The sequence below is a fragment of the Thauera sp. SWB20 genome (assembly GCF_000831325.1).
Taxonomy (GTDB): domain Bacteria; phylum Pseudomonadota; class Gammaproteobacteria; order Burkholderiales; family Rhodocyclaceae; genus Thauera; species Thauera aminoaromatica.
The window spans coordinates 1-19,827 of record NZ_JTDM01000016.1 but is presented as its reverse complement, the minus strand read 5'-3'; the positions used below and the strand labels follow the sequence as shown (position 1 = coordinate 19,827).

18 protein-coding genes and 2 rRNA genes are annotated in these 19,827 nt (G+C 68.2%); 13 read left to right on the top strand and 7 right to left on the bottom strand.

What is annotated here, in order from left to right; all coding sequences use genetic code 11:
- Positions 1-18: 18 nt before the first annotated feature.
- The 12 genes from PO78_RS07575 to PO78_RS07520 all read left to right on the top strand — a co-directional run bounded on the left by PO78_RS07575 (position 19) and on the right by PO78_RS07520 (position 11,771).
- Positions 19-1,206, top strand: coding sequence for a cation diffusion facilitator family transporter (locus PO78_RS07575; RefSeq protein ID WP_043742999.1), 1,188 nt, complete (start codon positions 19-21; stop codon positions 1,204-1,206).
- Positions 1,207-1,424: 218 nt separating this feature from the next.
- Positions 1,425-2,834, top strand: coding sequence for a type I glutamate--ammonia ligase (gene glnA, locus PO78_RS07570; RefSeq protein ID WP_004314445.1), 1,410 nt, complete (start codon positions 1,425-1,427; stop codon positions 2,832-2,834).
- 136 nt (positions 2,835-2,970) lie between these two features.
- Positions 2,971-3,456 carry a DUF4124 domain-containing protein gene (locus PO78_RS07565; protein WP_004314447.1) on the top strand — a complete coding sequence of 162 codons (486 nt, stop codon included), beginning with the start codon at positions 2,971-2,973 and terminating at the stop codon, positions 3,454-3,456.
- Positions 3,457-3,509: 53 nt separating this feature from the next.
- A complete protein-coding gene (glnL, locus tag PO78_RS07560) occupies positions 3,510-4,586 on the top strand; it encodes a nitrogen regulation protein NR(II) (RefSeq protein WP_004314448.1) in 1,077 nt (358 codons plus the stop codon).
- Between the two features lie 26 nt (positions 4,587-4,612).
- A complete protein-coding gene (ntrC, locus tag PO78_RS07555) occupies positions 4,613-6,037 on the top strand; it encodes a nitrogen regulation protein NR(I) (protein ID WP_004314449.1) in 1,425 nt (474 codons plus the stop codon).
- A gap of 132 nt (positions 6,038-6,169) precedes the next feature.
- Positions 6,170-7,003: a biotin--[acetyl-CoA-carboxylase] ligase gene (locus PO78_RS07550; protein WP_012586051.1), complete on the top strand. Its 834-nt coding sequence runs from the start codon at positions 6,170-6,172 to the stop codon at positions 7,001-7,003.
- Positions 7,000-7,737, top strand: a complete 738-nt coding sequence (locus PO78_RS07545; RefSeq protein WP_043742997.1) for a type III pantothenate kinase — start codon at positions 7,000-7,002, stop codon at positions 7,735-7,737. Before PO78_RS07550 ends, PO78_RS07545 begins: the two co-directional genes overlap by 4 nt.
- A gap of 26 nt (positions 7,738-7,763) precedes the next feature.
- Positions 7,764-9,128 (top strand): TrpB-like pyridoxal phosphate-dependent enzyme, encoded by a 1,365-nt coding sequence (locus tag PO78_RS07540; protein ID WP_004314452.1) that lies wholly within the window; start codon positions 7,764-7,766, stop codon positions 9,126-9,128.
- A gap of 77 nt (positions 9,129-9,205) precedes the next feature.
- On the top strand, positions 9,206-10,078 hold the full coding sequence (locus PO78_RS07535) for an SPOR domain-containing protein (RefSeq protein ID WP_043742995.1): 873 nt from the start codon (positions 9,206-9,208) through the stop codon (positions 10,076-10,078).
- A gap of 13 nt (positions 10,079-10,091) precedes the next feature.
- Positions 10,092-10,706, top strand: coding sequence for a dephospho-CoA kinase (gene coaE / locus PO78_RS07530; protein ID WP_043742994.1), 615 nt, complete (start codon positions 10,092-10,094; stop codon positions 10,704-10,706).
- 85 nt (positions 10,707-10,791) lie between these two features.
- On the top strand, positions 10,792-11,547 hold the full coding sequence (zapD, locus tag PO78_RS07525; protein WP_004326474.1) for a cell division protein ZapD: 756 nt from the start codon (positions 10,792-10,794) through the stop codon (positions 11,545-11,547).
- Between the two features lie 2 nt (positions 11,548-11,549).
- The gene (locus PO78_RS07520; protein ID WP_004326475.1) at positions 11,550-11,771 is read left to right on the top strand and encodes a DNA gyrase inhibitor YacG; all 222 of its coding nucleotides are present in this window, start codon (positions 11,550-11,552) and stop codon (positions 11,769-11,771) included.
- A 49-nt stretch (positions 11,772-11,820) separates the two neighbouring features.
- On the opposite strand, the gene PO78_RS07515 is transcribed toward PO78_RS07520, so the two are convergent.
- The 3 genes from PO78_RS07515 to PO78_RS23520 are packed head-to-tail and all read right to left on the bottom strand — an operon-like array spanning position 11,821 to position 13,758.
- The gene (locus PO78_RS07515; protein ID WP_043742992.1) at positions 11,821-12,771 is read right to left on the bottom strand and encodes a Nudix family hydrolase; all 951 of its coding nucleotides are present in this window, start codon (positions 12,769-12,771) and stop codon (positions 11,821-11,823) included.
- Positions 12,768-13,643, bottom strand: a complete 876-nt coding sequence (locus PO78_RS07510; protein WP_004326477.1) for an ATP-binding protein — start codon at positions 13,641-13,643, stop codon at positions 12,768-12,770. Before PO78_RS07510 ends, PO78_RS07515 begins: the two co-directional genes overlap by 4 nt.
- Positions 13,624-13,758 carry a hypothetical protein gene (locus tag PO78_RS23520; protein WP_012586053.1) on the bottom strand — a complete coding sequence of 45 codons (135 nt, stop codon included), beginning with the start codon at positions 13,756-13,758 and terminating at the stop codon, positions 13,624-13,626. Before PO78_RS23520 ends, PO78_RS07510 begins: the two co-directional genes overlap by 20 nt.
- 64 nt (positions 13,759-13,822) lie before the next feature.
- Between PO78_RS23520 and mltA the strand changes: the two genes are divergently transcribed.
- A complete protein-coding gene (mltA, locus tag PO78_RS07505) occupies positions 13,823-15,079 on the top strand; it encodes a murein transglycosylase A (protein WP_441351352.1) in 1,257 nt (418 codons plus the stop codon).
- Positions 15,080-15,127: 48 nt separating this feature from the next.
- Here mltA and PO78_RS07500 read toward each other — a convergent pair whose 3' ends face one another.
- From PO78_RS07500 to PO78_RS07485, 4 genes are all read right to left on the bottom strand, one after another.
- Positions 15,128-15,856, bottom strand: coding sequence for a DsbC family protein (locus tag PO78_RS07500; protein WP_004327259.1), 729 nt, complete (start codon positions 15,854-15,856; stop codon positions 15,128-15,130).
- Positions 15,857-15,873: 17 nt separating this feature from the next.
- Positions 15,874-17,037, bottom strand: a complete 1,164-nt coding sequence (locus PO78_RS07495; protein ID WP_004327260.1) for a UbiH/UbiF family hydroxylase — start codon at positions 17,035-17,037, stop codon at positions 15,874-15,876.
- Positions 17,038-17,192: 155 nt separating this feature from the next.
- Positions 17,193-17,306: ribosomal RNA gene (rrf, locus tag PO78_RS07490) — 5S ribosomal RNA — on the bottom strand.
- A 117-nt stretch (positions 17,307-17,423) separates the two neighbouring features.
- A 23S ribosomal RNA gene (locus PO78_RS07485) occupies positions 17,424-19,827 on the bottom strand; the annotation flags it as partial.

The window sequence follows — 19,827 nt, the reverse complement described above, 5'->3', positions numbered from 1 at the left end:
GTCCGCCGCGCCCCCCTCATGCACTCCCGCCAAGCCTCCTCCCCGGTTGCGCGTCCCTCTGCGGGCGCGGACGACCTCGCCCGCAGCCGTGGCATCCAGCGTGCCACCCTGGTGGCCATCGTGACCAACACGGTGCTCACCATGGGCCAGGTCGTCATCGGCCTGTTCGCCGGCGCGTTCAGCCTGGTGGCCGACGCCGCCCACACCCTCTCCGACCTGATCACCGACCTGCTGGTGCTGCTCGCCGGCCGCCACAGCGCCGATCCGGCCGACACCAACCATCCATACGGACACGGCCGCATCGAGACCGTCACCACGCTGGTGCTCGGCTCCGTCCTGGCGGCGGTGGGCGTCGGCTTCCTGTGGAGTTCGGGGATCCGCCTGCAGAACATCGGGGCCTTGCCGGTACTGCATCCGGCGGCCCTGGGAATGGCACTGCTGACCCTCGCCGCGAAGGAAGGCCTGTTCCGCTTCTCGCTCGCCGCCGCACGCCGCCTCAACGCGCCGATGCTCGAGGCCAACGCCTGGCATGCACGCTCGGACGCGGCGTCCTCGCTGGTCGTGGCCGCCGGCATCGGCGGCAGCCTGGCCGGCTACCCCTTCCTGGAGCCGCTCGCCGCGGCGGTGGTCGGCTTCCTGATCCTGCACATGGGCATCCGCCTGGCGTTGAAGTCGGTGCGCGAACTGATCGACACCGGCCTGCCGGAGGAGGAGCTCGAGCGCCTGCGCACGACGATCCGCGAGACGCCGGGCGTGATCGGCCTGCACGAAATGCGTACCCGGCGGATGGCCGACCGCGTGCTGTGCGACGCCCACGTCCAGGTCGATCCACGGCTGACCGTCTCCGAGGGGCACCGCGTGTCCGACGCGGTGTACCTGCGCGTGCGCGCCGCCCACCCCGAGGTGCGCGACGTGCTGGTGCATATCGACCCCGAGGACGATGGCGAGCTGCAGGCGGTGCCGCCCGGCCCCCTGCCCGAGCGCGACGAAATCCTCGCGCACATGCGCAAGCTCCTCGGCCCCGGCTTCGCCGACCCTCGGCGGGTGCAGATCCACTACCTCGGCCAGCGCGTGGAAGTGGAAATCATCCTGCCCTCCCTCCCCGATGCGGACGCGCTCGATGCACTGCGATCGCACCGCCAGACTTGGCTCGCGGAACATCCGCACTACCGCAACATCCGCGTCTTCGTGGAGCTCGCACCATAGTAGTGCATTCAGGGAGCACATCCGCACCATTGAAGTGCATCCGCACCGGGCCGAGGCACCGATTTCGGGCTCGCAGCCTTGTGGCACAATGCCCTGCGCGCTGACATAGGGCTGGCACGCTAAGTGCTTAGCCCTGCTCACACGAATCCGGCGCATCGACCCCAGGCCGCTGCACCACCCGCTCAACGCAACAACGCCTCATCTCACCAGGAGTCAAAATGAACGCCCAAGACGTCATGAAGATGATCCAGGAAAACGAAGTGCGCTTCGTGGACCTGCGCTTCACGGATATTCGCGGCAAGGAGCATCACGTCGGCCTGCCGGTGTCGGCCTTCGAGGAAGAGCACTTCGAGCACGGCCACCCCTTCGACGGCTCCTCGCTGGCCGGCTGGAAGGGCATCCAGGCCTCGGACATGATCCTCATGCCGGAGCCGTCGACCGCATACATCGACCCCTTCTTCGACGAGACCACGCTGGTCATCACCTGCGACGTCATCGAGCCCTCCGACGGCAAGGGCTACGACCGCGACCCGCGCTCGATCGCCAAGCGCGCCGAGGCCTACCTGAAGAGCACCGGCATCGGCGACACCGCCTTCTTCGGCCCCGAGCCCGAGTTCTTCATCTTCGACTCGGTCGAGTGGTCGGTCGACATGTCGGGCGTGTATAGCAAGATCATCTCGGAAGAGGCCGCCTGGTCGACCGCCGACAAGTTCGAAGGCGGCAACACCGGCCACCGTCCGCGCGTCAAGGGCGGCTACTTCCCGGTTCCGCCGGTCGACAGCCTCAACGACGTGCGCGCCGCCATGGTGCTCGCGCTCGAGGCCTGCGGCGTGCCGGTCGAGGTGCACCACCACGAAGTGGCCAACGCCGGCCAGTGCGAGATCGGCACCAAGTTCAGCACGCTGACCCAGCGCGCCGACTGGACCCAGGTGCTCAAGTACATCGTGCACAACGTCGCCCACCAGTACGGCAAGACCGCCACCTTCATGCCCAAGCCCATCGTCGGCGACAACGGCTCCGGCATGCACGTGCACCAGTCGATCTGGAAGGACGGCAAGAACCTGTTCGCGGGCAACGGCTACGCCGGCCTGTCCGAGACCGCGCTGTACTACATCGGCGGCATCATCAAGCACGCCCGCGCGCTCAACGCGATCACCAACCCGGGCACCAACTCGTACAAGCGCCTGGTGCCGCACTACGAGGCCCCGACCAAGCTCGCCTACTCGGCGCGCAACCGCTCGGCCTCGATCCGCATCCCCTACGTCGCCAACCCGAAGGGCCGCCGCATCGAGTCGCGCTTCCCGGATCCCCTGGCCAACCCGTACATGTGCTTCGCCGCGCTGATGATGGCGGGCCTGGACGGCATCCAGAACAAGATCCACCCGGGCGACCCGGCCGACAAGAACCTGTACGACCTGCCGCCGGAAGAGGACGCGCTGATCCCGACCGTGTGCACCAGCCTCGAGCAGGCGCTGGAGTACCTGGACAAGGATCGCGAGTTCCTGACCCGCGGCGGCGTGTTCTCGAACGACTTCATCGACGCCTACATCGCGCTCAAGATGGAAGAGGTCGATCGCATGCGCATCACCACCCACCCGGTGGAATTCGACATGTACTACAGCCTGTAAGCCGGGAAATCCTGCGCAGGACGGAAGGGACGGGCGTTGCCCGTCCCTTTTTTCTGGGGTCTAATCGGGCCTGACCCGCAAGGATGACGGCATTGCAGCCCGTTACTGCCGTCCCCGCGCCCCTCCGGACCTGCGCATGCGACCGTATCGAATCCTCCCGCTGCTCCTGCTCGCCGGCCTTGCCGCGCCGGCCCATGCCGAAATCTACAAGTGCACCGATGCCGACGGCAGGGTGACCTACACCAACGATCGCGCACTCGCGCGCGGTTGCGTGCGCCTGCAGTCCGACCAGCCGGTGTCCTCGGTGCCCGCCCCCGTGCGCCGTCCCGCCGCTCCGGCGGCACGCGAGACGCCCACGGGCGGCGACTTCCCGCGCGTGAGCCCCAACGAGCAGCGCGGCCGTGACGACGCCCGCCGCCAGGTGCTGCAGGAAGAACTGCGCACCGAGGAGCAGAAGCTGGCCGAGGCCGAGAAGGCGCTCGCCGAGCAGGAATCCATCCGTCTCGGCGACGAGCGCAACTACCAGAAGGTGCTCGACCGCGTGCGACCCTTCAAGGACCGCGTCGAATTGCACAAGCGCAATGTCGATGCACTGCGCCGGGAGATCTCCGGCCTGCGATGACCCGGACCTGGCGCGCTTCTTGCATGTCCTCGACCGAACAACAGGACGCGCCCATGCCATCGCACCCCACCCACGCCGCCAGCAGCCCCAGCAGCCCGTTCGCCGGACTCGACCTGCTGTCTTCGGCGGTCGTGCTCGTCGACGCCGGGCTGGTGATCCGCTACCTCAACGCGGGCGCGGAGAACCTGTTCGCGATCAGCCGGCGCAAGCTGCTCGGCCAACCGCTCGAACGCCTGCTCGGCAGCCCGCCCGGCCTGGCCGCGGCGCTCGACAACGCGCTGCGCACCAACTGGAGCTACACCGGCCAGGACATCAGCGTGCAGCGCGGCGACGCCGAGCCGCTGCGGCTCGACTGCACGGTGACGCCGGTCGACACCGCAAGCGTGCGCCTGCTGCTCGAATTCCGCCCGATCGACGCGCAGCTGCGCGTCGCGCGCGAGGAGCAGCTGCTGCACCAGCAGCAGGCCAACCGCGAGCTCATCCGCAACCTCGCGCACGAGATCAAGAACCCGCTCGGCGGCATCCGCGGCTCGGCCCAGCTGCTGCAGCACGAACTCGACGACCCGCAGCTGCGCGAATTCACCGACGTCATCATCGCCGAGGCCGACCGCCTGCAGGACCTGATGAACCGCCTGCTGAGTTCGCATTGCATGATGCGCCCGGCCTCGATCAACCTCCACGACGTGCTCGAACGCGTGCGCCGCCTGATCCTCGCCGAGTTTCCTTCGATCGGCATCGTCCCCGACTACGACCTCAGCCTGCCCGAGCTCACCGCCGATCGCGAGCAGCTCATCCAGGCCGTGCTCAACATCGTGCGCAACGCCGCACAGGCGCTGGGCGGCCACGGCGAGATCCTGCTGCGCACCCGCATCGCGCGCCAGGTCACGCTCGCCAAGCGCCGTCACAAACTGGCACTCAAATTGCAAGTAATCGACGACGGCCCCGGCATCCCCGAGGAGATCCGCGATCGCATCTTCTATCCGCTGGTTTCGGGGCGGGAGGGCGGCAGTGGTCTGGGCCTGTCGCTCGCACAGAGCTTCATCGAGCAACACCAGGGCATGATCGAGGTGGATAGCCGTCCCGGGCGCACCTGCTTCACGATCCTGCTGCCGATTACCGAGCGTGCCTGAGCGCGCACCAGAATAGTGCATACGATATGAACACCGTCTGGATCATCGACGACGACCGCTCGATCCGCTGGGTGCTGGAAAAGGCGCTCGGCCGCGAGGGCATCGACCACGCCAGCTTCAGCTCCGCCGGCGACGCGCTCGCCGAGCTCGAGCGCGCACCGCAGCCGCCGGCCGCGCTGCTATCCGACATCCGCATGCCCGGCGAGTCCGGGCTGGACCTGCTGCAGAAGGTGAAGGAGCGCCACCCGCAGCTGCCGGTCATCATCATGACCGCCTACTCCGACCTCGACAGCGCAGTCGCGGCCTTCCAGGGCGGCGCCTTCGAGTATCTGCCCAAGCCCTTCGACGTCGACCAGGCGGTCGCGCTCGTCCGTCGTGCGCTGGAGCAGACCGCGCACCAGAACGGTGCGAGCGAAGAGGCCACCCTGGCCCCCGAGATCCTCGGCCAGGCCCCGGCGATGCAGGAGGTTTTCCGCGCCATCGGGCGGCTCGCCCACTCGCACGCCACCGTGCTGATCAACGGCGAGTCGGGCAGCGGCAAGGAACTGGTCGCGCGCGCCCTGCACCGCCACAGCCCGCGCCGCGACGCGCCCTTCATCGCCATCAACACCGCGGCCATCCCGCGCGACCTGCTCGAATCCGAACTCTTCGGCCACGAGCGCGGCGCCTTCACCGGCGCCGCCACCCAGCGCCGCGGCCGCTTCGAGCAGGCCGACGGCGGCACGCTGTTCCTCGACGAGATCGGCGACATGCCGGCCGAGCTGCAGACACGGCTGCTGCGCGTGCTCTCCGACGGCCACTTCTACCGCGTCGGCGGCCAGCAACCGATCCGCGCCAACGTGCGCGTGATCGCCGCCACCCACCAGGACCTGGAGGAGCGCGTGCGCCAGGGCCTGTTCCGCGAGGACCTCTTCCACCGCCTAAACGTCATCCGCCTGCGCCTGCCGCCGCTGCGCGAGCGCCATGAGGACATCCCCTTGCTGGTGCGGCACTTCCTGCAGAAGAGCGCGCAGGAGCTCGGCGTCGAGCGCAAGCGCATCTCGGAGGCCACGCTCGAATACCTGCAGGCTCAGCCTTTCCCGGGCAACGTGCGCCAGCTCGAGAACCTGTGCCACTGGCTCACCGTGATGGCGCCGGCGCAGGTGGTGGAGGTCGCCGACCTGCCACCCGAGATGCGCGAGCAACCCGGCCGCGAGTCGCCATCGAACTGGATGGAGGGCCTGGGCAGCGAGGCCGACCGCCTGATCGCCTCGCGCCCCGGAGAGGTGTTCGACCGCCTCACGCGCGATTTCGAGCGCACCCTGATCCGTCGTGCGCTGGCCGCCACCGGCGGCCGCCGCATCGAGGCCGCGCAGCTGCTCGGCATCGGCCGCAACACCATCAGCCGCAAGATCCAGGAGCTGGGCATGGACGAGGAGCGCGCGCCGGAGACGGAGGAAAGCGGGCGCTGATCGCCCCGGTCGCCTCGATGCGGGGGCGCGTTGGCGCGGCCGGCGCACGGGGCGCAGCGCATCCATGCCGCGGGAAGCGCATCCCCCACGGTCTTGGCGGATAATGCGGTTTTCGATCCGCCGCTTCCGCACTTGTCCTCCATCCGTCCATCCACGCCTTCGGCGCGCGCCTGCGCGACCGAACTGGCCTCCCTCCTCGGCGCGCGTGCGCGCGACTTCGCCCTCGAATGGGTGGAGTGCTGCGACTCGACCAACGCCCGTCTCGTGGATGCGCCGCCCGCCGACGACGGTCGTGTGCATGTGCTCGTGGCCGACCGCCAGACCGCCGGGCGCGGGCGGCGCGGGCGGCAATGGCTGTCCTGGGAGGGCGCCAGCCTCACCTTCTCGCTGCTGTGGCGCTTCGCGCCGGGTACCCCGGCGCCGGCCGGACTCTCGCTCGCCGCCGGGCTGGCGCTCGCGCGCGCGCTCGAGCAGCTCGGCGTCGAGGGGGTGCAGCTGAAATGGCCCAACGACGTGCTGGTGCACGGAGAGAAGCTCGCCGGCATCCTGGTCGAACTCCTCCCCGTGCGCGGTCGCCCGCCCGCGGCGGTGATCGGCATCGGTCTCAACCTGCGCCTGCCGGCCGACGCCGCCATTCCCGACCAGGCCGGCGTCACCGACCTCGCCGCTGCGCTCGGCGGCGAACCGCCCTCGCGTCCGGTCCTGCTGGCGGCCATCCTCGGCGAGTTCCACCGCCTCTTCGACACCTACGCGGCCGCGGGCTTCCCCGCCCTGCGCGGCGCCTGGGAGCAGCGCAACGCCTTCGCCGAGTTACCGGTGGCGGTCCGCGGGGAGTCCGCCACGCTGCAGGGTACCTGCGCCGGGGTGGACGACGACGGCGCCCTGCTGCTGCGCACCGGGGACGGCGTGCAGCGGGTGCTCGCCGGCGACGTGTCGCTGCGTCCGCTGCTGGACGGCTCGCGATGATCCTGCTCGTGGATGCCGGCAACACCCGGGTGAAATGGCGCGTGATCGCAGCGGACGCCCCCGCGCGAGCCCTCGCCGAGGGGGCAGTCGGCCACGCCGAGATCGACATGCTCGCCGCCGCCTGCCGCGCCTGGCCGGGACTCGCGCGCGTGTTCGGCTGTAACGTCGCCGGCACCAGCGTCGCCGCGCGCATCGCCACGGCCTGCGCACCGCTGCGGGTCGATTGGCTGCTGCCCACCGCCGCGCGCGCCGGCGTGCGCAACCTGTACGAGAACCCCGAGCGTCTCGGCGCCGACCGCTGGGCGGCGCTGATCGGTGCCCGCCACAGCCATGCCGGCCCCTGCCTGGTCGTCACCGCCGGCACCGCGACCACGGTGGACCTGCTCTCCGCGGCGGGCGACTTCCTCGGCGGCCTGATCCTGCCCGGGGTCGAGCTGATGCAGCAGGCGCTCGCCCGCGGCACGGCTCAGCTGCCGCTCGCCGAGGGTCGCTTCGCGTGGCAACCGCGACGCACGGTAGACGCGATCCGCTCCGGCTGCCTGCAAGCCCAGACCGGCGCAGTCGAGCGCATGTTCCGCCAGATCGCGGAGCACCCCGGCGCGCTCTGCCTGCTCGGCGGCGGCGCCGCCGACAGCTTCGCCGACCTGCTCGAGATTCCGCTGCGACGAACCGACAATCTGGTGCTGACCGGCCTGGGCACGGTCGCCACCCTGCCCGCCCCGCCCACCCACTGACAAGAATCGAAAGGGAGAAAACAACGATGGAAGCCACCCGCATCCTGCTCGACGCCGCCGACATCCCGACGCACTGGTACAACGTCGCCGCCGATCTGCCGACGCCGCTCGCGCCGCCGCTCGGCCCCGACGGCCATCCGGCCACGCCGGAGCAGATGGGGGTCATCTTCCCGCCGGCGATCCTCGAACAGGAGATGAGCACCGAGCGCTGGATCGCCATCCCGCAGGAGGTGCGCGAGATCTACCGCCTGTGGCGGCCGAGCCCGCTGTGTCGCGCGGTGCGCCTGGAGCAGGCGCTCGGCACCCCGGCGAAGATCTTCTTCAAGTACGAGGGCGTCTCGCCCGCCGGCTCGCACAAGCCCAACTCCGCGGTGCCGCAGGCCTTCTACAACAAGCAGGCCGGCATCACCCGCCTGACCACCGAGACCGGCGCCGGGCAGTGGGGCTCGTCGATCGCCTTCGCCGGGCAGATGTTCGGGCTGGAGGTGCGCATCTACATGGTCAAGGTCAGCTACGACCAGAAGCCCTACCGCCGCCTGATGATGCAGACCTGGGGCGGCGAGGTCTTCGCCAGCCCCTCGCCGCACACCGAGACCGGCCGCCGCCTGCTCGCCGAGAACCCGGACAACCCCGGCTCGCTCGGCATCGCCATCTCCGAGGCGGTGGAAGAGGCCGCCGGCCGCGCCGACACCAACTACACCCTGGGTTCGGTGCTCAACCACGTGGTGCTGCACCAGAGCATCATCGGCCTGGAGGCGAAGAAGCAGCTCGACAAGGTCGGCCTCTATCCCGACGTCGTCATCGGCCCCTGCGGCGGCGGCTCGAGCTTCGCCGGCATCGCCTTCCCCTTCCTCGCCGACAAGGCCGCGGGCGACAAGCGCGCCGCCACGCTGCGCTGCGTGGCGGTGGAGCCGACCTCCTGCCCGACCCTGACCAAGGGCCAGTACGCCTACGACTTCGGCGACGCCTCCGGCTTCACCCCGCTGATGAAGATGTATACGCTGGGCCACGATTTCATGCCGCCCGGAATCCATGCCGGCGGCCTGCGCTACCATGGCGACTCGCCGCTGGTGTCGAACCTGCTGCACGCCGGCCTCATCGAGGCCGCCGCGGTGCCGCAGCTGGCGACCTTCGAGGCGGGGGTGCAGTTCGCACGCGCCGAGGGCATCATCCCGGCGCCCGAGTCCTGCCACGCCATCCGTCAGGCCATCGACGAGGCGCTCGCCTGCAAGGCGACCGGCGAGGCGAAGACCATTCTGTTCAACCTGACCGGCCACGGCCACTTCGACATGAGCTCGTACGAGCGCTACTTCTCGGGCAAGCTCGAGGACTTCGACTACCCGGCCGAGGCGGTGGCAACTTCGCTCGCCCACCTGCCCAAGGTCGGCTGAACGAGCTGGCGGTCGCGCTCGGCCGGCAAGGCCGGCGGAGCGCCCCGCCTTCCCCGCCCCCCCTGCGACACCAAGGCATGACGACCCTGCGCTTCCTGCTCATCCTGCTGCTCATCCTCAACGCCCTCGCCTTCGCGGCGATCGGCGGCTGGCTGGGTGGCGAGCCGCCGGCGGGCGAGGCGGGGCGCATCGCCGCGCAGTTGCATCCCGAGCGTATCCGGCTGGCAAACGAGACCGGCGCCACCGGCCTCGCGCCCGTCGCCGCCGAACCGCCCCCGCCCGCCGCGGTCGTCGCCCGCGCGCCTTCCGCGCCGGAGGCCACCGCAGCCGCGCCACCCGACACCACGACCGGCAACGCCCCGGCGCGAGCCGCCACGGACGACGCCACGCTCCCCGCAGCGCAGGTCGCACCCGAGCCGGCCCATCCCCCGGCAGCCGAGATCGCCCCCGCGGCAGAGCCCCCGCCCGCCGAGCCTGCCCTGGTCCCCGCCCCCTCGCCGGCGCCGCCCGCCCTCTGCCACGTCTGGGCCGACCTCGGCGCGAGCGAGGCCGATCGCCTCGCCCAGCGCCTGCGCCGCATCGGCATCACCGCGGCGCGCAGCCGCAGCGAGACGCCGGAGGCCTGGTGGGTGCGCATCCCGCCGCAGCGCAACCGCAGCGAGGCCGAGCGCCGCGTCGTCGAGCTCAACCTGCTCGGCGTCAGCGACACCTTCATCGTGCAGGAGTCCGGCCCCAACCAGAACGCGGTCTCGCTCGGCCTCTTCAAGACCGAGAACCGCGCCCGCATCCTGCTCGGCCAACTGCGTGCCAAGGGCGTCGAGAACGCCGGCATCGAGCCGCGCATGGGCACCAGCTACCGCATCCAGGCCAACGTCCCGGCCAACGAGCTGCGCATCGTCGAATCGGCCGCGCCCGGCCTGCGCGCCCGGCGCCAGGCCTGCACGCGCTGATTCGGAGAAGGAGATGAGCGCGAAGCGCCCCTACATCGTCGGCCTCACCGGCGGCATCGGCAGCGGCAAGAGCGCCGCCACCGACCGCTTCGCCGCCCTCGGCGCGAGCGTGGTCGACACCGACCGTATCGCCCACGAGCTCACCGCCCCCGGCGGCGGCGCGATCGAGGCCATCCACGTCGCCTTCGGCGACGCCATGATCGCGCCCGATGGCCGCCTCGACCGCGCCGCCATGCGCGCGCTCGCCTTCCGCGAGCCCGATGCCCGCCGCCGCCTCGAGGCCATCCTGCACCCGCTGATCCGCGCCGAGAGCGCCCGCCAGTGCCTGGCGGCCAGCGGCCCCTACGTGATCCTCGCAGTGCCGCTGCTGGTCGAGTCTGGCGGCTACCGCGAGCGCTGCGACCGCATCTGCGTGGTCGACTGTCCCGAGGCGCTGCAGGTCGCGCGCGTGCGTGCGCGCAGCGGGCTCGTCGATGAACAGATCCGCGCCATCATGGCCGCGCAGGCCAGTCGGGCGCAACGTCTGGCCGCCGCCGACGACGTGCTCGACAACGCCGGCACGCTCGCATCCCTGCACGCACAGGTCGATCGCCTGCACGCCGCCTACCTCGCCGCGGCGACGCACTGAAACCGTGCCTCGCCATGGTGGGAAGGGGGCCTGTGCTATCATCGGCGCGACTCTGAACAGGTGCGATACAGGCGGACACGCTGCGGTGATTAGCTACGAATATCCTCTCAACGAGCGCATCCGCACCTTGCTGCGCCTGGAGGACCTGCTCCTCAAGATTGCCCATTTCACCGCGGGCACGGCGCCGCAAGACCACCATGTCGCGCTGCTGACCATCTTCGAGACGCTCGAAGTGGCGAGCCGCGCAGACCTGAAGGTCGACCTGGTGCAGGAACTCGAGCGCCAGCGCCAGATCCTGATGTCCTTCCGCAACAACCCCGAGATCTCCGAGGAAGCGCTTGCCGGCGCGCTCTACGAGATCGAGCAGGCCTCCACCGGGCTGCTCGCGATGGCAGGCAAGATCGGCCAGTACCTGCGCGAGAACGAGTGGCTGATGAGCATCCGCAGCCGCGCGGCGATCCCGGGCGGAGTCTGCCAGTTCGACCTGCCGTCCTACCACTACTGGCTCAATCGCGACCCGGCCGTGCGCCGCGGCGACCTCGGCACCTGGATCCAGCCGATAGCGCCGATCCGCGATGGCATCGAGATCGTGCTGCGCCTGCTGCGCGCCAGCGGCCACCCCGAGCCGCTGCACGCACGTGCCGGCGCCTTCCAGCTCACCATGGCGGGGCGCACCGCACAGATGCTGCGCGTGCGTCTGGCGCAGTCCGAGACCGTGGTGCCCGAAATCAGCGCCAACAAGTACGCACTCAACGTGCGCTTCATGCTGCCCGAGACCGTCGCACGCCCACGCGTGGCCGAGCGCGACGTCGCCTTCGAACTGACCTTCTGCAGCCTGTGAACATGGACACCCGGGCCCGCACCGTGCGCTGCCCCACCTGCGGCAAGGACGTCGAATGGAAGCCGGAGAGTCGCTGGCGCCCGTTCTGCTCGGCGCGCTGCAAGCAGATCGACCTCGGCGAGTGGGCCTCGGAAGGCTACCGTGTGCCGAGTTCGCCGCCCGATGCGCCGCTCGACGAGATCGACTACCAGCCGCCCGGCGCGGGCGAGATGCCGCAGCGCTGAACGCCGCCGGCGCGGGCGGATTCGCCACCGCCTCGCGGCGCGTGCGCCTTCAATCCCGGACGGGCCTCCAGATCGCGCGGATCGCGGCGATGCCGTGCGCGCCGGCATCGCGCGCACGCTCCATGTCATCCGCTGCCAGCCCGCCGAGGGCGAACACCGGCAGCGGCAGGCCCGCCGCCGTGCTCGCGAACCCTTCCCAGCCCATCCCCGCCTGGCCGGGATGGGTCAGGGTCGGCTGCACCGGTCCGAGCAAGGCGTAGTCGAGCTCCAGCGCCGCGGCGCGCTCGAGCTCCGCGCGGTCGTGGCAGGACGTCCCCACCCAGGGGAAATCCAGTCGCGCCTGCACCGCCATCAGCCGGCGCGCCGGCAGATGCACGCCGTCGGCGCCGATGCGGCGCGCGAGCACCTCGTCCTCATTCACCACCAGCAGCCCGCCATGCGCCCGCACGCGCGCCAGCGCCGCGCGCGCGAAGGCCTCGCGTGCAGCATCGGGCAGCGTCGCCTCGCGCACCTGCACCAGGCGCAGACCGCCGGCGAGCGCACGCTCGAGCGCGTCGAGCTGGACCTCTACGCCGATCTCCGCCGCCTGGGTGATGCCCATCGTGCGCGGCAGGCGCAGGGCCTTCAGGATCGGTCCGTTGGCGGGCAGCATCGGCTCGCGCGCGGGGCCCTCGGGACGGACCCAGGCGAGGGCGCTGTGCACCCGGTCGGCGAGCTCGCCCTCCCAGGCCGCAACCTCGTGGAAGTGCAGGCGGACGTGGGCATGCTCGTAGAGGTGCTCGCGGCACAGCCAGGGCCGCAGCCGCGTGACGCGGATGCCGAGTTCCTCGTCGAGCTCGCGGACCAGAGCCTGCGCCGGGCTCTCGCCAGGCTCGACCTTGCCGCCGGGAAACTCCCAGTAGCCCGCATACACCGCATCCGGCGCGCGCTGGCCGAGCAGGTAACAACCGTCCTCGCGCAGCAGCACGCCGGCGGCGACCTCCACCCGCTTGCGCGTCATCGCGCGTCGTCCTGCAGGCGACCGGCATGGTCGCGGGCGAACTGCCAGGCGACGCGGCCCGAACGCGAGCCGCGCATCAGCGCCCACTGCAGCGCCTCCTGGCGGGCGGCGGAGATTTCGTCATCGCTCGCCCCGAAGCTGCGCAGCCAGTGCGCGACGATGTCGAGGTACTCGTCCTGGCTGAAGGGGTAGAAGGAGATCCACAGGCCGAAGCGCTCGGAGAGCGAGATCTTCTCTTCGACCGCCTCGCCCGGGTGCACCTCGCCATCGACATGGCGGGCCTGCAGATTCTCGTCGTGGTACTCCGGCATCAGGTGGCGGCGGTTGGAGGTGGCGTAGATCAGCACGTTGTCCGACATCGCCGACACCGAGCCGTCGAGCACGCTCTTCAAGGCCTTGTAGGCGTCCTCGCCCTCCTCGAAGGAAAGGTCGTCGCAGAAGAGGATGAAGCGCTCCGGCCGGCCGGCGACCAGTTCGACGATCTCGGGCAGGTCGACCAGGTCGGTCTTGTCCACCTCGATCAGGCGCAAGCCGCGCGCGGCGTATTCGTTGAGCAGGGCCTTGATCAGCGAGGACTTGCCGGTGCCGCGCGCGCCCGTGAGGAGCACGTTGTTGGCGCGCCGGCCGGCGAGGAACTGGCGGGTGTTGCGGTCGATGCGCGCCTTCTGCTCGTCCACGTCCTGGATGTCGGCGAGCATGATGCGGTGCGGCGCACGCACCGGGCGCAGCGCGGTACGGCCGTGGCGGCGCTGCCAGCGGAAGGCGACCGCGGCGTCCCAGTCGGGCGCGGCGGCAGGGCCGGGCAGCAGGGTTTCGAGGCGCGCCAGCACGCCTTCGGCGCGGGCGAGCAGCTCAGCGAGTTCCTTGGTCATCGGGGTTTCCGCAATCGTCCCGGTCGCGCGCGTGCGCGGACGACTGGCGCAGGGCGAGCCCTACGACCAGCAGCAGCGCGAGCGCGACACCGAGTTCGAGAAAGATCAGCCACACCTTCCGTCTCCGGCAGCCTGTGGGGGCCCGGTATACTGGCGGCAAAGACAGCCGAGTTCAACCAATGCCCCGCAAGATGCTCTGCCGCACCCGCAACGCCCTCTTCCCTTCCCTCTCCGCCCTGCTGGTGGCCGCTTGCGCCGCCCTGCCCGGCACGCCCGAACCCTCCGGAGAGCGCCCCTGCGTACCCTGTCCGAGCTGCGCGCCCTGCCCCGGCGCCGCACCAGCCGCCACGCCGGGCGCTCCGGCTGCCCCGGCCGCCCCAGCCGCAGCCGCGCTGCAGGCGAGCGACTGGGGCGCGATCGAAGGCTGGCAGCGCGACGAGCTGTCGGCGGCCTGGCCGGCGTTGCGCGCCTCCTGCAGCACCCTGGTGCGCCAGGCACCGTGGAAGGCAGCTTGCGAGGAGGCCGCCCGCCTGGGCGGAGCACCCGACGGCGGCACTGTGCGTCGCTTCCTCGAGAGCCGCTTCACGCCCTGGCAGGTGGTGAATCCCGACGGCAGCGCGAACGGGCTGGTGACCGGCTACTACGAGCCGCTGATCCGTGGCAGTCGCACGCGCGGCGGACGCAGCACCTGGCCGATCCATGGCGTGCCGCAGGACATGCTGACGATCGAGCTCGCCGACGTGTATCCGGAACTGAAGAGCCTGCGCCTGCGCGGCCGCCTCGTCGGCAACAAGGTGCTGCCGTACTGGAACCGCCAGCAGCTCTCCGAACGCCAGGTCCCGGCACCGGTGCTGCTGTGGGCGGACGATCCGATCGAACTCTTCTTCCTGCAGGTGCAGGGCTCGGGGCGGGTGCAGCTGCCCGACGGCAGCCTGGTGCGGGTCGGCTATGCCGACCAGAACGGCCATCCCTACCAGTCGATCGGACGCTGGCTGGTCGCCCAGGGCGAGCTGACGCTGGACAAGGCCTCGATGGATGGGATCAAGCGCTGGGCGCAGGACAACCCGCGGCGCCTGCAGGAACTGCTCAATGCAAACCCGAGCTACGTCTTCTTCCGCGAGTTGCCCGCCTCTGGCGGCGGGCCGGTGGGCGCGCTCGGCGTGCCGCTCTCCGAGGGCCGCAGCATCGCGGTGGATCCGCGCTACGTGCCGCTGGGCGCACCGGTGTTCCTCTCGACCACGCAGCCGCTCAGCGAGCGCCCGCTCGAGCGCCTGGTCATGGCGCAGGACACCGGGGGCGCGATCAAGGGCGCAGTGCGTGCCGATTTCTTTTGGGGATTCGGTGCCGAGGCTGGCCGCGAGGCCGGGAAGATGCGTCAGCAGGGGCGGATGTGGGTGCTGCTGCCGAGGGGGATGAAGCCGCCCATGCCGCACTGACCCGATCCGCGGCGCGGGCGTGACCGTCCGCCCGCGCCCTGCGAGGGATCAGCGCTTGGCGGCGTCCATCGCCTTTTCGAGTTCGGCGCGCGGCAGGTAGCCGCCGATGCGCGAGCCGTCGGCGAGGAAGATCGTCGGCGTGCCGCTGATGCGGAGGCTCTGGCCGAGTTCGACGTTACGCGTGATGGTCGCGGTATCGCAGCTCGCCTTGGCGGGCTCCTTGCCATCGACCACCCAGTCGGTCCACGCCCTCCCCTTGTCCTTCGCGCACCAGATGTTGTCCGACTTGACACGCGAGTCCTCGCTCAGGATCGGATACAGGAAGGTGTACACGGTGACGTCGTCCATCTGCGCGAGCTCCTTGCCCAGGCGCTTGCAGTAGCCGCAGTTGGGATCCTCGAAGGTGGCGATCACGCGCGTGCCCTTGCCTTTCACGACCTTCACCGCGTGGTCGAGCGGCAGGGTGGAGAAGTCGATCGCGGAGAGCTGATTGAGGCGCGCCTGGGTCACGTCGCGGCGCGTGGCGGTATCGATGATGCTGCCGTCGATGATGAAGCTGTTCTTCGCATCGGTATACACGAGCTGGCCGTTCTTGAGCACGACCTCGTACAGCCCGGCATAGTCGGTACGAGTCACCCTCTCCACCGCCGGCGAGCCGATGAAGGCCTCCATGCTCTTCTTGACCCCGGCTTCGTCGGCGTGTGCGAACGTGGTCGCACCGAGCGCCAGGGCGAGGCCGAGGGGCCGGATCAGGGACGGGACGGAAAGGGCTTTCATCAAGTTCTCCACAGGGTTCAGAAGCGACCGTTGGCAGCGTAGCGCACCAGCGCATTTTTTAAGACCGGGACCCGCCCGGTCAGGTTCATCCCGAGATTGCGCAGGGTCGCCGAGAGGGGATCCTGGCGCCCGAACAAGCGACTCAGGGCATGCGTCGTGTACTGCAGCAGGAAGGGCTCTTCCGCACGCATGCGCGCATAGCGCCGCAGCACCGAAAGATCGCCTGCGTCCTGCCAGGACGGTAGCGCGTCGAGCACCTCCGCCAGCGCCTTCGCATCCTGAAAGCCGAGGTTGATGCCATGTCCCGAGAGCGGGTGGATCGCATGCGCGGCATCTCCGATCAGCGCCACCCTTGGGCGCACCGTCTCTTCCACGCGCATCAGACGCAGCGGAAAAGCGGCGCGCTGGCCGGCGAGCTCGAGCTTGCCGAGCGCGCGGCCGCCAGCCCCCTCCACGCGCGCGCAGAACTCCTCGGCCTCGAGCCCGAGCAGCTCGTCAGCGAACGCGTCGGGCGCGGACCACACCATGGACATGTGACGCCCGGGCAGGGGCAGCCAAGCCAACACGCCGTCGGCGCGGAACCACTGGTAAGCGACACCGCGACTGGGGCGCTCGCAGACGAAGTTGGCCACCACGCCGCGCTCGCCGTAGGGCGTGATCGTCGCGGCGATTCCGGCGCGTTCGCGTACCCAGGAGTCGCGTCCGTCCGCACCGACGACCAACGCGGCTTTCAGGCTGCGACCGTCGCCCAGGCGCAACGTCGCCGCATCTTCGTCGATCTCGAGCGCCTCCGGCGCCGCTGGACAGAACAGCGTGACGTTGTGCTGGCGCTTGAGGCTCTCCCAGATTTCGACATGAACCAAGCTGGACTCGCCGATCCAGGCAAGCTCCTCGAGTCCGCTGTCGTAGGCCGAAAATACGAGCTCGCCGCCCGCATCGCCGTGGATACGCATCTCGGCGACTTCAGCGAGGCGTTGGTGGTCCAGATGGGCCCACACGCCAAGCTGGTCCAGGAAGCGTGCGCTCACCGGGCTGTAGGCGTAGACGCGGGCGTCCCAGCCTTCGGGGCGGCGCGGCACAGCATGTTCGATCACGGCGATCCGCAGTGCGCTACGGCGCAGCGCTACCGCAAGCGCGGCCCCGGCGAGACCGCCGCCGACGATGATGAGGTCGAATTTCATCGCGATCCCCGGAAACTCGGTACAGCTTTGGATTGTGCCCGAGGGCGCGCCTTGCCGCCACGTACGCACTCGCGGAGTGCGGGGGGATCCGGCAGCTGTAAAGCACGACGCCCCAGGCACGGATGTGTGCGTGGGGCGTTGTGTTGGTGTGGTTAGTCTGACGATGACCTACTTTCACGAGGGCGGACCTCACTATCATCGGCGCATGTGCGTTTCACGGTCCTGTTCGGGAAGGGAAGGGGTGGTTCCACACAGCTATGGTCGTCAGACTTTGACTTGTTGCCTGCGTGGTTTGCAGGCCAAAGTTAGGAAGAAGTGTTGTGTGATTGTCTGGTTGCGTTGTTTTGGCAACCAGGGGGTTGAGTTCGTTTTGTTTTGAAGGTTATAGGATCAAGCCACACGGGCAATTAGTACCGGTTAGCTGAACGTGTTGCCACGCTTACACACCCGGCCTATCAACGTTGTGGTCTTCAACGACCCTTCAGGGGGCTCGAGGCCCCGGGGAAGTCTCATCTTGAGGCGAGTTTCCCGCTTAGATGCTTTCAGCGGTTATCTCTTCCGCACATAGCTACCCGGCGATGCGACTGGCGTCACAACCGGTACACCAGGGGTGCGTCCACTCCGGTCCTCTCGTACTAGGAGCAGGCCCTCTCAAACTTCCAGCGCCCACGGCAGATAGGGACCAAACTGTCTCACGACGTTTTAAACCCAGCTCACGTACCACTTTAAATGGCGAACAGCCATACCCTTGGGACCGGCTACAGCCCCAGGATGTGATGAGCCGACATCGAGGTGCCAAACTCCGCCGTCGATGTGAACTCTTGGGCGGAATCAGCCTGTTATCCCCAGAGTACCTTTTATCCGTTGAGCGATGGCCCTTCCATACAGAACCACCGGATCACTATGACCTGCTTTCGCACCTGCTCGACTTGTGGGTCTCGCAGTCAAGCCACCTTTTGCCATTGCACTATCAGTACGATGTCCGACCGTACCTAGGTGACCTTCGTACTCCTCCGTTACCTTTTGGGAGGAGACCGCCCCAGTCAAACTGCCCACCATGCACGGTCCCCGACCTGGATTCACAGGCCTGGGTTAGAACCTCGACGACACCAGGGTGGTATTTCAAGGTTGGCTCCACCGGAACTGGCGTCCCGGTTTCAAAGCCTCCCACCTATCCTACACAAGTCCCGTCAAAGTCCAATGCAAAGCTACAGTAAAGGTTCATGGGGTCTTTCCGTCTAGCCGCGGGGAGATTGCATCTTCACAAACATTTCAACTTCGCTGAGTCTCAGGAGGAGACAGTGTGGCCATCGTTACGCCATTCGTGCAGGTCGGAACTTACCCGACAAGGAATTTCGCTACCTTAGGACCGTTATAGTTACGGCCGCCGTTTACCGGGGCTTCGATCAAGAGCTTGCACCCCATCACTTAACCTTCCGGCACCGGGCAGGCGTCACACCCTATACGTCCACTTTCGTGTTTGCAGAGTGCTGTGTTTTTAATAAACAGTCGCAGCCACCGATTCTCTGCGACCCCGTTCCGCTCCGGCCGCGAGGGCCTTCACGTACCAGGGGCATACCTTCTCCCGAAGTTACGGTATCAATTTGCCGAGTTCCTTCTCCTGAGTTCTCTCAAGCGCCTTGGTATTCTCTACCAGCCCACCTGTGTCGGTTTGCGGTACGGTCACTCTTAGACTGAAGCTTAGAGGCTTTTCCTGGAAGCTGGGTATCACTCGCTTCGGATCCGAGGATCCTCGTCATCACGCCTCATCTAAGCCACGCGGATTTGCCTACGCGGCACGACTACACGCTTAAACCACCTATTCCAACAGATGGCCGAGCTAACCTTCTCCGTCCCCCCATCGCATCTAAGAGCGGTACAGGAATATTGACCTGTTTCCCATCGACTACGCATTTCTGCCTCGCCTTAGGGGCCGACTCACCCTGCGCCGATGAACGTTGCGCAGGAAACCTTGGGCTTACGGCGAGGGTGCTTTTCACACCCTTTATCGCTACTCATGTCAGCATTCGCACTTCCGATACCTCCAGCATCCCTTACGAGACACCTTCGCAGGCTTACGGAACGCTCCCCTACCACGTGTCAAAGACACATCCGCAGCTTCGGTTCATGGCTTGAGCCCCGTTACATCTTCCGCGCAGGACGACTCGACTAGTGAGCTATTACGCTTTCTTTAAAGGATGGCTGCTTCTAAGCCAACCTCCTAGCTGTCTATGCCTTCCCACCTCGTTTGCCACTTAGCCATGCATTTGGGACCTTAGCTGGCGGTCTGGGTTGTTTCCCTCTTGACACCGGACGTTAGCACCCGATGTCTGTCTGCCGTATATCACTTTGCGGTATTCGGAGTTTGCTATCGCGGGGTAGATCGCAATGACCCCCCCAACGATTACAGTGCTCTACCCCCGCAAGTGTCCGTACGACGCACTACCTAAATAGTTTTCGGGGAGAACCAGCTATTTCCGGATTTGTTTAGCCTTTCACCCCTATCCACAGCTCATCCCCTAACTTTTCAACGTTAGTGGGTTCGGACCTCCAGTACCTGTTACGGCACCTTCATCCTGGCCATGGATAGATCATCCGGTTTCGGGTCTACGCCCAGCTACTCTGACGCCCTTATCAGACTCGCTTTCGCTACGCCTCCCCTATTCGGTTAAGCTCGCAACTGAACGTAAGTCGCTGACCCATTATACAAAAGGTACGCAGTCACCCCTTTCGAGGCTCCCACTGTTTGTATGCATGCGGTTTCAGGATCTATTTCACTCCCCTCCCGGG

Bases quoted from the DNA above. Each gene is read 5' to 3' on its own strand.
- PO78_RS07565 (WP_004314447.1), top strand. From the start codon at position 2,971: ATGCGACCGTATCGAATCCTCCCGCTGCTCCTGCTCGCCGGCCTTGCC.
- PO78_RS07545 (WP_043742997.1), top strand. From the start codon at position 7,000: ATGATCCTGCTCGTGGATGCCGGCAACACCCGGGTGAAATGGCGCGTG.
- PO78_RS07500 (WP_004327259.1), bottom strand. From the start codon at position 15,856: ATGAAAGCCCTTTCCGTCCCGTCCCTGATCCGGCCCCTCGGCCTCGCC.
- PO78_RS07495 (WP_004327260.1), bottom strand. From the start codon at position 17,037: ATGAAATTCGACCTCATCATCGTCGGCGGCGGTCTCGCCGGGGCCGCG.
- PO78_RS07535 (WP_043742995.1), top strand. From the start codon at position 9,206: ATGACGACCCTGCGCTTCCTGCTCATCCTGCTGCTCATCCTCAACGCC.
- PO78_RS07520 (WP_004326475.1), top strand. From the start codon at position 11,550: ATGGACACCCGGGCCCGCACCGTGCGCTGCCCCACCTGCGGCAAGGAC.
- glnL (WP_004314448.1), top strand. From the start codon at position 3,510: ATGCCATCGCACCCCACCCACGCCGCCAGCAGCCCCAGCAGCCCGTTC.
- PO78_RS07540 (WP_004314452.1), top strand. From the start codon at position 7,764: ATGGAAGCCACCCGCATCCTGCTCGACGCCGCCGACATCCCGACGCAC.
- ntrC (WP_004314449.1), top strand. From the start codon at position 4,613: ATGAACACCGTCTGGATCATCGACGACGACCGCTCGATCCGCTGGGTG.
- PO78_RS07510 (WP_004326477.1), bottom strand. From the start codon at position 13,643: ATGACCAAGGAACTCGCTGAGCTGCTCGCCCGCGCCGAAGGCGTGCTG.
- glnA (WP_004314445.1), top strand. From the start codon at position 1,425: ATGAACGCCCAAGACGTCATGAAGATGATCCAGGAAAACGAAGTGCGC.
- coaE (WP_043742994.1), top strand. From the start codon at position 10,092: ATGAGCGCGAAGCGCCCCTACATCGTCGGCCTCACCGGCGGCATCGGC.
- PO78_RS07575 (WP_043742999.1), top strand. From the start codon at position 19: ATGCACTCCCGCCAAGCCTCCTCCCCGGTTGCGCGTCCCTCTGCGGGC.
- mltA (WP_441351352.1), top strand. From the start codon at position 13,823: ATGCCCCGCAAGATGCTCTGCCGCACCCGCAACGCCCTCTTCCCTTCC.
- PO78_RS07515 (WP_043742992.1), bottom strand. From the start codon at position 12,771: ATGACGCGCAAGCGGGTGGAGGTCGCCGCCGGCGTGCTGCTGCGCGAG.